Consider the following 12,799-nt stretch of genomic DNA (forward strand, 5'->3'; position numbering starts at 1 on the left):
TCTAGGCAACACCTATTGATGGCTCGCCGCGTACTGGTGCGTGTGGCCGGACACGTCGGGTTGGAAGTGGTTCGGATGGCAGGCCCGACGCGACTCCGGCCGTCTCTCGACTGATTACTCGCGCGCGAGCAGGAACCCGCCGTAGCTCGCCGCCCAGAGAATCCCCAGGTAAGCGACCCAGCGCTCAAGACCGCCGATTCCGAGCGGGGTGCCGCCGCCGAGTCCGACGAACCCCGCGAGTGTGAGAAGGACGGCGACGCCGAGCACCGCGGAGGCGTACTGGAACGCCGCCGACTCCGCACGGGCGACTGCGAGCGCGATAACGCCGCTTCCGCCGAACGACACCAGCGCCGCGAGCGCGTGCGGCGCGCCCGTCTGCGACGGGAACACTCCCACGCCCGCGAACCCGACCACGCCCGTGACAGCCGCTAGCGCCGGCACGACCCACGAGTCGTACACATCCCGGAGGAAGTACGCCGCGACCGCCAGCAACAGTCCAGAGACCACCATCGCACTGTTGAACACCAGCCGCGACTCGGGGGTTCCCGTGTCCGATCCGAGCGCGCTAATCGTCTGCGTCGACGTGCTGTACCCCGGATAGAACGCCTCCGCGGTCGTGAACGCCAACGCCAGTAACACGCCCACCGCGAGCACCAGACCGCCGGCTATCGCGCGCGACCGATTTCGAACCATACCCGGAAAATCACAACGATCGAATAAAAAACGTCGGAGGAAACGGGAGAGCCGGTAAAGGGATTTGAACCCTTGGCCTATTCCTTACGAAGGAATCGCTCTACCAGTCTGAGCTATACCGGCGCGCCTTCGCATTCCACCGTAGCCGGATGATAGAAATAAGGCTGTCGAATCAGACCCGGAGTCGGCGGGCGGGCGCGAGGACGCGGCGGGGGAGCCAGCGCGCGAACGCGACCACCGGGTGGAGGCGACCCCAGCGGGGCGGGGTGGCGCGGTAGCCGTCCTCGACGCGTTCGGCGTGACCCTTGCTGGCGAGATAGGAGAGCGCGGGTTCGACGCGGGTCTCCGTCATGTCGAGGGCGTCCGCGAGTTCACTGGGTGTTCGCGGGCCGTCGGCGTTCTTGAGTTCCTGGTTGACCGCGTTCATGGTCTGCATGCGGAGCATGGCTTCGGTGCCGTCGTCGTCCACGCCGCGGAGGAACGCGTGGGTGTCGTCGTCTTCGTACCGGAACGCGGTGTAGGCGTCGAGGACGGTCCAGCCGCCGAACGCGGCGAGCAGGCCGACGACCGCCACGACGGCCGGCATACCGCCCGAACTCGTGAGTGCGACGAACGCGGCAGCGGCGACGACGAGCACGCCGTACACGCCCTGCGAGGTCTCGTCGGGGAGCTCGCGGGCGTCTACCAGCCAGTCCGCCGCGGCGATACCGCCGATCAATACGAGCATATATGCGGCAGTAAACGCGCTCATACCTCCGAAAACCACCAGTATCGAAACCACAGCCAGGAGGCCGCCGATCGCGCGGGCGTGTTCGTTTTCGAGAATGGAGGGCGTTCGCGGCATACCTGATACGTGTCGGTTCGCGGAACCTAAACGTTCCGTCAGTCCTGGGTGAGTCGGACGTCGAGGCAGACGTTGTACTCGTGGGGCGCGTACGACCGAACGGTGTGCCGGGTCTCGACCGTCACGTCGTAGTCGGGTTCCGCGGCGTCCCGGATCGCGCGCTCACCGGGGCCGTACAGGTCGTCTTCGTGCTGGATGTCGTAGTAGTGGATGGTGCAGTCGTCGCCCGCGAGGTGGACGGCGGTGTCGAGGAACTCCCCGGCTGAGTGCGGGAGGTTCATCACGAGGCGGTTCGCCCAGTCCTCGTACGCGGCGGCGAGGTCGCGCACGTCCCCCGCGTGGGCGGTGACTCGGTCGTCGACGCCGTTCCGGCGGGCGTTCTCGCGGAGGTAGTCGATGGCGGCCTCGTTGATGTCGGTGGCGACGACGTCGGCGCCCGCGTCCGCCAGCGGAATCGCGTACGGGCCGACGCCCGCGAACATGTCGAATGCGTTCTCGCCCGGATCGACCTGCTCGACGACGCGGTGGCGTTCGGTGGCGAGGCGCGGCGAGAAGTACACCTGGGTGATGTCGAGCGCGAACTCGTGGCCGTACTCGCGGTGGACGGTCTCGGTCTCCGACCCGGCGAGTACATCCCAGTCGCGAACCCGCGTCTCGCCCTTCACCTTCGACGCGCGGTTCACGACGGTCTTCGCGCGCACGTCCGACTCCAGGATGGCGTCCGCAATCCGGCAGGCGCGTTCGGGGTCGTCCTCGTCCACGATGACGATGTCGCCGAGGCGCTCGTACGTCGGTTCGAACCCGAGGCGGTCGGCGGGCGTCGTCGGCGTCCGGCGCTCGGGCGCGTCGTGCACTGCCACTCCGAGGGCGTCGGGCACTGCGTCCGGGTCGGTGACGGGGATGTAGAGGGTGTCGTCCTCGACGACGATGTCGAAGTCGGGGTCGACGAGATCCGCGTCCGCGAGCCGCTGGCGGGTCGCTTCTCCCTCCGCGACGGGGACGCGCACGCACGGGACTTCCATACTCGCTCTCTCGGCGACGCCGGGGTTTACCGGCTTCGGAGTCGACCCGAAACGGAAAAGCGCCCGCGAACCCGAAGGCGGGTATGCTCACGTTCGTCGGTCTCGGGCTCTACGACGAGGAATCGATCACCGTCGAGGGCCGCGAGGCCGTCCGGGAGGCCGACCGCGCGTTCGCGGAGTTCTACACCAGCCACCTCGTCGGCGCGACAGTCGACGACCTCCAATCCTACCACGACACGCATATCGAAGTCCGTGATCGCGCGGGCGTCGAACAGGATCCCGGGCCGATTCTCGACGCCGCCGAGTCCGAGGACGCGGTGTTCCTCACCGCCGGCGATACGATGATTTCGACGACGCACGTCGACCTCCGGTTGCGCGCACACGACCGCGGCATCGACACCCGCGTGATTCACGCGCCCACCGCGGAGTCCGCCGCGTCCTCCCTCACTGGCCTCCAGAACTACCGGTTCGGGAAGGCGACGACGCTGCCGTTCGAGTGGGTGCACGGCGCTGACGGCGTCCCCGGGTCAGTCATCGACACTATCGAGGACAACCGCGAGCGCGGCCTGCACACGCTCTGCTACCTCGATATCAAGGTCGACAACCCGTATCGGGAGGGCGACGACTACATGACCGCGAGCCACGCCGCCGGCCTGCTCGCGGAACACTGGAACCCGGACGCGCTCGGCGTCGTCGTCGCGCGCGCGGGCGCACCGGACGCGCTCGTCGAAGCGGACACCCTCGGCGCGCTCGCCCAGCGGGACTTCGGGAGTCCGCTGCACTTGCTCGTGATTCCCGGCGCCCTCCATCACGTCGAAGCGGACGCGCTCACCGGGCTCGCGGGCGCGCCGGACGACGTGGTCGAAGAACGGACGGTTTAGGCGCGGTCGACGGGCGAGTCGTCGGGGTTCAGCACTTCGATCTCGTGGCCGTCCGGGTCTTTCGTGAACGCGTACATGTCGTCGCAGGACTCGGGGTCGCGGTAGTCCTCGGCCTCCCGGGTCATGAGGGTGTCCCAGTCGTCGTGGAGGTCGCTCGTGCGCACGGCGAGGTGGCCCCAGGCGTCACCGAGGTCGTAGCTGCGGCCGTCGTAGTTGTACGTGAGTTCGACCGTCATCGCCTCCTTCGCGGCGTCCTCGGGCGCGAGGAAGTAGTTCGCGAACGTGTCGGCCTCCCAGCGGCCGGCGTGCTCGTACTCGAACTTCCGCGTCCAGAACCCGAGGTGTTCGTCGGCGTCCTCGACGCGAATCATCGTGTGGTCGAGACTCCACTTCGCGCCGTGGTCGCGCTCGACGATCTCGATCTCGTGGCCGTCCGGGTCTTTCACGAACGCGTAGCCGGGGTTGTCCTCGGGCCGGCGATAGTCCTCGACGCCCTCGTCCATCAGGTCGTAGTAGGCGTCGTGGACGTCCTCGACGCGGACGGCGATGTGTCCCCAGGCGTCGCCGAGGTCGTAGTCCTCCTCGCCCTCGTTGTGGGTGAGTTCGAGGAGCGCGCCGTCCTCGTGGACGTCCTCGGGCCCGAGGTAGACGATTGTGAAGCCGTCGCCGTCCCAGCGGCCCTTCTCCTCGTAGTCGAGGTGGGACTGATACCAGTCCATGGACTCCTCGAGGTCGCTGACGCGAATCATCGTGTGATCGAGCACGAAATCGCTCATAGTCGAGTGCTGGGACGGGGGCGGCGTAAACCTACTGGGGTCGGAACGCCCTGCCGCGTCCTCGGTAGTCCCAGACCGCGACCGCGAGCAGGCAGAGCGCGCCGAGCGGGAGCGTGAGGTAGTCGCGGGTGGTGTAGAAGCCGACGGCGAAGTAGAGTTCGTTCAGGCCCGCGAGCGCCAGGAGGCCGTCAGTCACGCGGTGGTCTTCGCGGCCGAGCGCGCCGAGCGCGAGGCTGCAGAGCGCGACCGCGTAGAGGAGGACGCCGGTGAGCCACGCGGAGAACCAGCCGCCGGGGACGACGGCGTTGTCGAGGTAGGTGGCGAGGTCGGTGACGTGGAACGCGGGCGTGAAGCTGAGGAGACCGTAGGCGGCGAACCCGCCCGCGCCGCCGTCGTAGAAATACACTGTCCACGGAACGACGCCCGCGAGGAGAACGGCGAGCAGGCGTCTGCGAAGAGTCATCGCCGGGCGACGACGCGGAGCACGTCCTCGTCCTCCAGCACGTGGTCTCTCCCCACTTGCTGGTCGTCGTGTTGGGCGCTCGGGCCGGTGACGCGCGCGAACCGGAAGCGCTCGTCGAGCGTCCCGCCGAGGTTGTGGAGGGCGTCGTCCACGGTCGCGCCGCGCTCGACTACGAGCGGTTCCTCCCAGTCGATGCCGCGTCCGGGCTTGTCCATGTAGACGCGGATGAGGCCGAGTTCCTCCCACATCCGCTCCTTGAAGCCGTCCAGTCCCTTCTCTTCGTACGCGCTGATGAACACGGCCTCCTCCGGGTCGATGTCGCGCTCCCGCAACCCCTCTTTCACCGTGTCCACGTAGGACGGTTCGATGAGGTCGACCTTGTTCACGGCGACCATCGACGGGAGGTAGACGCGGTTGTCCATCACGCCGTCCACGAGCTGGTCGACGTCCGGGTTTCCGCGGATGGCCACGTCCGCGTTCACGAACCCCTGCTCGCGGAGGATTTCGCGAACGGTGTCGTGGTCGAGATCCATGTCGCCGGACGTGTTCACGTCGATACCGCCCTTTCCCTTCCGCGTCACGCGAACCGCGGGGGGTTCCTGATCCAGGCGTATCTTGGTGTTGTAGAGTTCGTCGGACAGCCGGTCGTACTGCTCGATTTCGAACGCGGACAGCACGAACACGATGAGGTCGGCCGAGCGGACGACGGAGAGGACTTCCTTCCCGCCCCCGCGTCCGCCCGCCGCGCCCTCGATGAGACCCGGCACGTCCAGTATCTGGATGTCGGCGCCCCGGTATTCGAGCATTCCGGGGTTCACGTCGAGCGTGGTGAACTCGTACGCGCCGACCTCGCTGTCCGCGTTCGTCAGCGCGTTCACGAGCGTGGACTTTCCGACCGAGGGGAAACCGACGAGCGCCACCGTCGCGTCCCCGTGCTGCTTCACGGAGTACCCGCCGCCGCCGCCCGACCCGGACTGCTGGGCTTCCAGCTTCTCCTTTTTGTCCGCGAGCTTCGACTTCAGGCGGCCGATGTGGGCTTCAGTGGACTTGTTGTACGGAGTGTTAGCGATCTCCTCCTCCAATTCGTCGATCTCCTCCTCCAGTCCCATTACGCCGCCCTACGCCTGTCCCGCCTTTATTCCTGTTCATCAGGCCCGCACCGCCGACCTCACGTGGTTTCGACACGTTAAAGCGCCCAACTTCTGCATGTCCGCGTGATGCCCGACCCCGAGAGTCTGCGCGACAGCACCCAGATCGTCCTCCCCGCGGACGAACTCCGGGAGTACCGCGCGGACATCGAAGACCGGTTCGTCGTCACGGTCGTGGACGACGACGGAGTCGCCCGCATCATCGGTAGCCCCATCGAGATCAAGGCTGTCAACGACTACCTCGCGCGACAGGGAATCAGCCTCCCCTGAAAGGTAATCCTTAAAACTGCGGCGACAGTTCGGATAGGTATGGCTGAGACTATCGAAGTGCTCGTACCCGGCGGTCAGGCCAACCCCGGCCCGCCGCTCGGTCCCGAGCTCGGGCCGACGCCCGTCGACGTGCAGGCAGTCGTCGAAGAAATAAACGACCAGACCGCCGCGTTCGACGGCACGGAAGTTCCCGTCACCGTCGAGTACGAGGAGGACGGCTCCTTCAGCATCGAAGTCGGCGTTCCGCCGACGGCGGAACTCATCAAGGACGAGGCCGGCTTCGACACCGGGAGCGGCGAACCCCAGGAGGACTTCGTCGCCGACATCTCCATCGACCAGCTCAAGAGCATCGCGGAGCAGAAGAAGCCCGACCTCCTCGCGTACGACACGAAGAACGCCGCGAAGGAAGTCGCCGGCACGTGCGTCACCCTCGGCGTCACCATCGAGGGCGAGGACGCGCGCGGCTTCAAGGAGCGCGTCGACTCCGGCGAGTTCGACGACGTGCTCGCGGAAGCGTAGAGACGCGACCACAGTCCGGTTCTTTCGGGTTCTCGCTCAGTAGCCGAGCCTGTCGAGCCTGTCCGTCACCCACCGGTCGTCTTCCTCGCTCGGGAAGTGGTAGGCGTGGTCGAGCGCGAAGTAGAGTTCGTAGAGCGGACAGCGGTCTGCGAACGCGGGATCGACGTCCAGTACGTCCTCGTAGCCCTTTCTGAAGCTGTCGCCGACCCCGCACCAGTCCGCGTAGGCGAGTTCGACTTCGTGGTGGCCGTACCAGGGCGCGGGGTCGAGGAGGGCGCGCACGTCGTCGGTGCCGGGGATGGCGTTGTTCCGCCAGAGGTCGCCGTGGAGGAGGCGCGGCGTGGGTTTCTCGGGAAGGAGCGTGTCGCTGTCGTCCGCGAGTGCGTGGACGCGCGTTCGCGTGTCCGCGTCGATTCCCCCGTGGCGGTCGGCCGCATCCGCGACTGGGCGGAGGCGGTAGTCGGCGAAGAACGCCGGCCAGTCGTCCGTTCGGGGGTTCGGCTGTTCGAACCGCCCTTTCCACGTGGGTTCGGGCCATCCGTAGGTGTCCGCGGTCTCCCGGTGAAGACGGGCGACCAGGCGGCCGAGCGCTCGCTCGATAGCCGGCGTCCACTCCTCGCCGGGGACGTAGTCGAGGACGAGCACGTCCTCGGTTGCGCAGACGACGTCGGGGACGGGCGCACCGTGGTCAGCGAGCACGCGGAGGCTTCGCGCTTCGACGTCGAGCGGTGCGGGGCCGGTCTTCACCGCGACGGACTGCCCGGAGTCCAAACCGGCGCGCCACACCCGGCCGATTTCGCCGCCCGAGAGTTCGGTGAGGCGGACGACGATGGCGTCGGTCGCGGCCTCGACGCGTTCCGTGGGAAACTCGCTCACGGGCGTCTTCGGCGCTCCGAACGGGTGAATCCTCCGCCCCTTCTCGCGTAACGACGACCTTAAGTGCGGCATGGTCGTTCTTCGAGACGAGACAGGCGTAGCCTGTTTCACTGACCCGTAGGAGCTCCCCGAGAGGGGGCAAGTACACTACGGAGGTGAAAGATGGCAGATGACATAGACGAGGCAGTCTCTCAAGCACTCGACGAGGCCCCTGAGCGGAACTTCCGCGAGACGGTGGACCTCGCCGTGAACCTGCGAGACCTAGACCTCAACGACCCGTCGAATCGTGTCGACGAGAGCGTCGTGCTGCCGTCGGGAACCGGACAGGAGACACAGATCGTGGTGTTCGCCGAGGGCGAGACCGCCGTTCGCGCAGAGGACGTCGCTGACGACGTGCTCGGCGGGGACGAACTCGAAGACCTCGGGGACGACGATGACGCTGCGAAAGACCTCGCCGGCGAAACCGACTTCTTCGTCGCCGAAGCGTCCATGATGCAGGACATCGGTCGATACCTCGGTACTGTGCTCGGTCCGCGCGGGAAGATGCCGACCCCGCTCCAGCCCGACGACGACGTTGTCGAGACCGTAAACCGCATGAAGAATACCGTGCAGCTTCGCTCGCGAGATCGGCGCACCTTCCACACCCGCGTGGGTGCGGAGGACATGTCGCCGGACGACATCGCGGACAACATCGACGTTATCGTGCGTCGACTGCACGCAACGCTCGAAAAAGGCCCGCTGAACGTGGACTCCATCTACGTGAAGACCACGATGGGGCCGTCCGTCGAGGTGGCCTGAGATGTCCGCAGAAACTGAGCGCACCACCGACCACATTCCGGAGTGGAAGCGGGAGGAAGTCGACGAGCTCGTCGAGCTCATCGAGTCCTACGACAGTATCGGCGTCGTGAACGTCGCCGGTATCCCGAGCCGACAGCTCCAGGACATGCGGCGCGCGCTCCACGGGAGCGCCGAACTCCGCATGAGCCGGAACACCCTGCTCGTGCGCGCGCTCGACGACGTGGACAGCGGCCTCGAAGACCTCACCGAGTACGTGAGCGATCAGGTCGGACTCGTCGGAACGAACGACAACCCGTTCGGGCTGTACAAGCAGCTCGAAGCCTCGAAGACTCCCGCGCCCATCAACGCTGGCGAAGTCGCGCCGAACGACATCGTCATCCCCGAGGGCGACACGGGCGTCGACCCGGGGCCGTTCGTCGGCGAACTCCAGCAGATCGGTGCCGACGCGCGGATTCAGGAGGGGTCCATTCAGGTGCTCTCCGACTCCGTGGTCGTGGAGGAAGGCGAGGTCGTCGGTAACGACGTCGCCAACGTCCTCTCCGAGCTCGGTATCGAGCCGAAGGAAGTCGGTCTCGACCTCCGCGCGGTGTACTCCGAGGGTGTGCTGTTCATGCCCGACGAGCTCGCCATCGACGTGGACGAGTACCGCGCGGACATCCAGTCCGCCGCGGCCGCCGCTCGGAACCTCTCCATCAACGCGGAGTACCCGACGGCCCAGACCGCGCCGACGATGCTCGCGAAGGCAGCCGGCGAGGCGAAGAGCCTCGGCATTCACGCGGCCGTCGAGAGCCCCGAACTCGCGGACGACCTCGTCGCGAAGGCGGACGCGCAGGTGCGTGCGCTCGCGGCGCAGATCGACGACGAAGAGGCGCTCCCGGAGGAACTCCGCGGCGTCGACGTCGAGCAGTCCACGGTCGAGGAGACCGAGGACGAAGCAGAACAGGCTACTGAAGAAGCGGAATCCGAGGAAGGCGAGTCCAGCGAGGGCGAGGACGAGGACGACGAGTCCGGCGCCGAAGGTCTCGGAAACATGTTTGGTGACTAATAATGGAGTACGTTTACGCAGCACTCATCCTGAACGAATCGGGCGAGGAGATCAACGAAGACAACCTCACGTCGGTCCTCGAATCGGCCGGCGTCGACGTCGAGGAATCCCGCGTCAAGGCGCTCGTCGCCGCGCTGGAGGACGTCGACATCGAGGAAGCCATCGAGACGGCTGCCGCAGCGCCCGCCGCGGGCGGCGCGGCCGCCGGTGGCTCCGCTGAGGGCGGCGCTGAAGAAGAATCCGAGGACGAGGCCGAGGAGGCCGAGGCCGAGGAAGAAGACGAAGCCGAAGAAGAGGACGAGGAGGCCAGCGGCGAAGGTCTCGGCGACCTCTTCGGTTAACGCCGTCCCGTAATTCACCGTTCTTTCTTTCGACGCCAGCCGCGTAGCCGCGCGTAGGTTCAAATACGAGTGGGCGGCCAGCGGTGGGTGATGCTGGACGGCCTGCGCGTGCTCGTCGATCCCTCGCTGACCGGGAGCGTCCTCGCCGCCGTTCTCTGCGGCGTCTTCCTCGGCACGCTCTCGGGGTTGACGCCGGGCTTACACGTGAACACGCTCGCCGTGCTGCTCGCGGCGGTGTCGGGCGAACTCCCGGGCGACCCCGTGCTCGTCGGCGTCGTCGTGCTCGCAGCGGGCGTCACGCACTCCTTCCTCGATATCGTGCCGGCGCTCGCGCTCGGAGTGCCGGACGCCGCGATGGCCGTCACGGCGCTCCCCGGCCATCGACTCGTGCTCGCCGGCCGTGGCCGCGAAGCCTTACGGTTGTCCGCGCTCGGAAGTGCGAGCGCCGTCGCGCTCGCGTTTGTGCTCGGCTGGCCGATAACGATGGGGATGCGGTTCGTCAGTCCGTGGCTGGACGCCCATCTGTCGCTCGTGCTCGCCGGGGTGGCGTGCGCGCTCGTCGCGAGCGAACGCACGCCACTCGCGCGGGTCGGCGCAGCGCTCGGCGTCGCGCTCTCCGGCCTCCTCGGTCTCACGGTACTCGATGCGACACTCAACGCGCCCCTCGGCGACGGCGACGTGCTTCTCCCGCTGTTTGCGGGATTGTTCGGCGTCCCCGTGTTGCTCGCCGCACTCCACGGGTCGGGCGTCCCCGAGCAGGGAGACGCCGTCGTCGAATCGAGTCCGCGAAGCGTCGGTGTGTCCGCACTCGCCGGGTCGGCCGCGGGCGCGGCCGTCGCGTACGTTTCCGGCGTGTCGAGCGCTATCGCCGCTATCGCCGCGCTCGGCGTCCTTCCGCGGCGCGACGACCCCGACCGCGCGTACGTCGTCGCCACCAGCGGCGTCAACACCTCGAACACGATTTTCGCGCTCTACGCGTTCGTGTCGCTGGGCGCGCCCCACACGGGCGTGCTGGTGGCGCTCGACCGGTCGGGAGCGCCGCTCGACCTCCCGGTGTTCCTGCTCGCGGTCGCGCTCGCGGCCGCGGTCGCGGTCTGTCTCGTCGTCACGGTCGGCGATGCGTACCTCCGGGTCGTCGGGAACATGAACCACCGACGCGTCGTCGTCGCCGTGCTCGCCCTCGTCACGTCACTCACGTACGTTCTCTCCGGCGCGTACGGCGTCGGCGTTCTGGTCGCGGCGAGCGTTCTCGGCCACCTGCCCGTGTGGTTCGGCGCGCGCCGCACGTGCCTGATGGGCGTGCTGCTCGTGCCGCTCGCCCTATAGCCAGTCCTGTCCGCGGAAGTACCACACCAGAATCGCGGAGAGCAGTATCATCCCGAGGAGGGTCGCGTGGTAGGCGTACGGCCAGCCGAGTTCGGGCATCGTCTCGAAGTTCATGCCGTACACGCCGACAATGAACGTCAACGGAAGGACGATGGTAGCGACGACGGTAAGCCGCTTCATCACTTCGTTCGTCGACTGACTGAGTGCGTTCAGGTAGATGTCGCGCGAGCTGGAGGCGAGGTCGCGGTAGGTCTCCACGAGGTCGACCTGCTGGACGACGTGGTCGTAGACGTCCCTGTAGTACTTCTCCGTCTCCACGGCGACTTCGCTCGGGTCGCCGCGCGCGAACCCGCTGATGGCGTCCCGAGTCGGCCAGAGGAGTTTTCGGACGGCGAGGAGTTCGCGGCGCACGTCGTTAATCTCGTCGAGGAGGTCGCTGCGGGTGGCGTCCACGAGTTCGCCCTCGATGGCTTCGATTTGGTCTTCGATGCCGTCGAGCAGCGCGAAGTAGTCGTCGACGATTCGGTCGAGCACGCGGTACGCGGTGAAGTCGGGGCCGCGGCTGAGAATCCGGGCGTCCTCGCGCAGCACGGCGTCCCAGGTCGCGTCGATGGCGTCGACGTCGTCGTGGGTGAGCGTCACCACCCAGTCGGTGCCGATGAACAGGCCGACCGGCCGGGTGTCGAGCTCCTGTTCGAACGTCGTCTCCCCGGCCCGGAATCGAGCGTCCGTGACGAGGAGGACTGTGTGCGTGTCGAACTCCTCGGTCTTCGGTCGGACGCCGTTCTGCACGTCCTCGACGGCGAGCGGGTGAATCCCGAAGGCGTCCCGGACAGCGGCGAGTTCGTCGGGGGTCGGGCTGTCTGCGCGAATCCACGTCGTCCCCTGAGCCGCTTTGGCGGCGCCGACGTCGTCGTAGGGTGTGATGCCCGCGTCCGTGTAGACGACGGCGGTCACCGTCACGCCCCATCACCCCGGTTCGGGCGGCCGACGGCGGTGAGCGTCACGCCCACCATCACGCCCGTGACGGAGAACGCGCGCCCGGGATACGGCTGGAGCACGCCGACCGCGTACGCGAGGAGTGAGAGGACGGTGAGCACGCTCCCCGCGATGCGAACGCTATCCATACCGACCCCTCTCGTGAGGTCGAAAAAAGGCTTGGCGTTAGGACGCGTGCCGGAGGTTTCGGAGGAGCGTGTGCACGTGTTCTTCCTCGCCGTCCAACTGCTGGGGGTAGACGCCGACCGCGGCGACGATGTCACCACCGTCGTTCACCTTTGTGACGTGCACGAACACGTCGATGCTCTGCCCGTCGAAGTTCGCCGTTCCGGAGAACTTCGTCACGGTCGTGCTGTGACCGAGCACGGTCATTGTGGTGTTCGACACCGCGTTGAGGTCGCTGATGGTGCCGTACTGTTGCTGGATGAGCTGGGCGATTTCGCGGTCGTTGTAGGTGTCGAGGGGGTTGAAGCTCTGTCCGAGCACGCTCACTTCGGGCGAGGAGAACGTTCCGAACACCGCGGCTCGGCGTTCAACGCCGAGAATACTCACGCGTTTCTCGTACTGGGCGACCCAGTTCGTTATCTCGACGGTCTTCGACTGACCGGCGGCTTCGAACGTTCGGTTTATCTGCATCTTCTCGACGGAGACTTCCTCGTAGCCGGAGGACTGGAGCGTCGAGTCCTCGACCGTGACCTTGTTCGCGTTGAACGTCACGGGCCCGCTGAGGAAGCCGAGACAGCCGCTCGCGAGCACGAGGGCCGCGAGCGCCACTGCGACCGCTGTTCGTCGTGACAT

At 67.0% G+C, this 12,799-nt stretch carries 17 protein-coding genes and 1 tRNA gene; 7 read left to right on the forward strand and 11 right to left on the reverse strand.

Annotated features, from left to right (window positions below; all coding sequences use genetic code 11):
• Positions 1–114: 114 nt before the first annotated feature.
• The 4 genes from FQU85_RS10275 to FQU85_RS10290 form a co-directional block, all read right to left on the reverse strand.
• Entirely contained in the window at positions 115–693 is a 579-nt protein-coding gene (locus tag FQU85_RS10275) for a DUF998 domain-containing protein (RefSeq protein ID WP_145847549.1), read from the reverse strand.
• 49 nt (positions 694–742) lie between these two features.
• Positions 743–816, reverse strand: a tRNA-Thr gene (locus FQU85_RS10280).
• Between the two features lie 49 nt (positions 817–865).
• Positions 866–1,444: a TrmB family transcriptional regulator gene (locus FQU85_RS10285; RefSeq protein WP_168219973.1), complete on the reverse strand. Its 579-nt coding sequence runs from the start codon at positions 1,442–1,444 to the stop codon at positions 866–868.
• Between the two features lie 131 nt (positions 1,445–1,575).
• Positions 1,576–2,559 (reverse strand): class I SAM-dependent methyltransferase family protein, encoded by a 984-nt coding sequence (locus FQU85_RS10290; protein WP_145847553.1) that lies wholly within the window; start codon positions 2,557–2,559, stop codon positions 1,576–1,578.
• Positions 2,560–2,642: 83 nt separating this feature from the next.
• Here FQU85_RS10290 and dph5 point away from each other — a divergent pair, with 83 nt between their 5' ends.
• On the forward strand, positions 2,643–3,440 hold the full coding sequence (dph5, locus tag FQU85_RS10295) for a diphthine synthase (RefSeq protein ID WP_145847555.1): 798 nt from the start codon (positions 2,643–2,645) through the stop codon (positions 3,438–3,440).
• On the opposite strand, the gene FQU85_RS10300 is transcribed toward dph5, so the two are convergent.
• From FQU85_RS10300 to FQU85_RS10310, 3 genes are read right to left on the reverse strand one after another with little or no spacing between them, the layout of a single operon-like run.
• Complete coding sequence (locus tag FQU85_RS10300) at positions 3,437–4,216, reverse strand: VOC family protein (protein WP_145847557.1); 780 nt, start codon at positions 4,214–4,216, stop codon at positions 3,437–3,439. The genes dph5 and FQU85_RS10300 overlap by 4 nt on opposite strands.
• Positions 4,217–4,247: 31 nt before the next feature.
• Positions 4,248–4,679, reverse strand: a complete 432-nt coding sequence (locus FQU85_RS10305) for a hypothetical protein (protein WP_145847559.1) — start codon at positions 4,677–4,679, stop codon at positions 4,248–4,250.
• Positions 4,676–5,788 carry a GTP-binding protein gene (locus tag FQU85_RS10310; RefSeq protein ID WP_145847561.1) on the reverse strand — a complete coding sequence of 371 codons (1,113 nt, stop codon included), beginning with the start codon at positions 5,786–5,788 and terminating at the stop codon, positions 4,676–4,678. The genes FQU85_RS10305 and FQU85_RS10310 overlap by 4 nt, the downstream gene beginning before the upstream one ends.
• 108 nt (positions 5,789–5,896) lie before the next feature.
• Between FQU85_RS10310 and FQU85_RS10315 the strand changes: the two genes are divergently transcribed.
• Positions 5,897–6,097, forward strand: coding sequence for a hypothetical protein (locus tag FQU85_RS10315; RefSeq protein ID WP_145847563.1), 201 nt, complete (start codon positions 5,897–5,899; stop codon positions 6,095–6,097).
• 39 nt (positions 6,098–6,136) lie between these two features.
• Entirely contained in the window at positions 6,137–6,616 is a 480-nt protein-coding gene (locus FQU85_RS10320; RefSeq protein ID WP_145847565.1) for a 50S ribosomal protein L11, read from the forward strand.
• A gap of 36 nt (positions 6,617–6,652) precedes the next feature.
• On the opposite strand, the gene FQU85_RS10325 is transcribed toward FQU85_RS10320, so the two are convergent.
• Positions 6,653–7,492 (reverse strand): fructosamine kinase family protein, encoded by an 840-nt coding sequence (locus FQU85_RS10325; RefSeq protein ID WP_168219974.1) that lies wholly within the window; start codon positions 7,490–7,492, stop codon positions 6,653–6,655.
• A 162-nt stretch (positions 7,493–7,654) separates the two neighbouring features.
• Between FQU85_RS10325 and FQU85_RS10330 the strand changes: the two genes are divergently transcribed.
• The 4 genes from FQU85_RS10330 to FQU85_RS10345 all read left to right on the forward strand — a co-directional run bounded on the left by FQU85_RS10330 (position 7,655) and on the right by FQU85_RS10345 (position 11,002).
• The gene (locus tag FQU85_RS10330; protein ID WP_145847569.1) at positions 7,655–8,290 is read left to right on the forward strand and encodes a 50S ribosomal protein L1; all 636 of its coding nucleotides are present in this window, start codon (positions 7,655–7,657) and stop codon (positions 8,288–8,290) included.
• Position 8,291: 1 nt separating this feature from the next.
• Entirely contained in the window at positions 8,292–9,335 is a 1,044-nt protein-coding gene (locus FQU85_RS10335; protein ID WP_145847571.1) for a 50S ribosomal protein L10, read from the forward strand.
• 2 nt (positions 9,336–9,337) lie between these two features.
• Positions 9,338–9,676 carry a 50S ribosomal protein P1 gene (rpl12p, locus tag FQU85_RS10340; RefSeq protein WP_145847573.1) on the forward strand — a complete coding sequence of 113 codons (339 nt, stop codon included), beginning with the start codon at positions 9,338–9,340 and terminating at the stop codon, positions 9,674–9,676.
• A gap of 90 nt (positions 9,677–9,766) precedes the next feature.
• Entirely contained in the window at positions 9,767–11,002 is a 1,236-nt protein-coding gene (locus tag FQU85_RS10345; RefSeq protein WP_145847575.1) for a tripartite tricarboxylate transporter permease, read from the forward strand.
• On the opposite strand, the gene corA is transcribed toward FQU85_RS10345, so the two are convergent.
• Genes corA through FQU85_RS10355 form a run of 3 tightly spaced genes read right to left on the reverse strand, consistent with a single transcriptional unit; the run spans position 10,997 to position 12,799 of the window.
• Entirely contained in the window at positions 10,997–11,965 is a 969-nt protein-coding gene (gene corA / locus FQU85_RS10350; protein WP_145847577.1) for a magnesium/cobalt transporter CorA, read from the reverse strand. The genes FQU85_RS10345 and corA overlap by 6 nt on opposite strands.
• Positions 11,962–12,129 (reverse strand): hypothetical protein, encoded by a 168-nt coding sequence (locus FQU85_RS13370; protein WP_168219975.1) that lies wholly within the window; start codon positions 12,127–12,129, stop codon positions 11,962–11,964. Before FQU85_RS13370 ends, corA begins: the two co-directional genes overlap by 4 nt.
• A 37-nt stretch (positions 12,130–12,166) precedes the next feature.
• Positions 12,167–12,799, reverse strand: coding sequence for a DUF6517 family protein (locus FQU85_RS10355; protein WP_145847580.1), 633 nt, complete (start codon positions 12,797–12,799; stop codon positions 12,167–12,169).

The organism is Salarchaeum sp. JOR-1, from assembly GCF_007833275.1.
Classification (GTDB): Archaea; Halobacteriota; Halobacteria; order Halobacteriales; family Halobacteriaceae; genus Salarchaeum.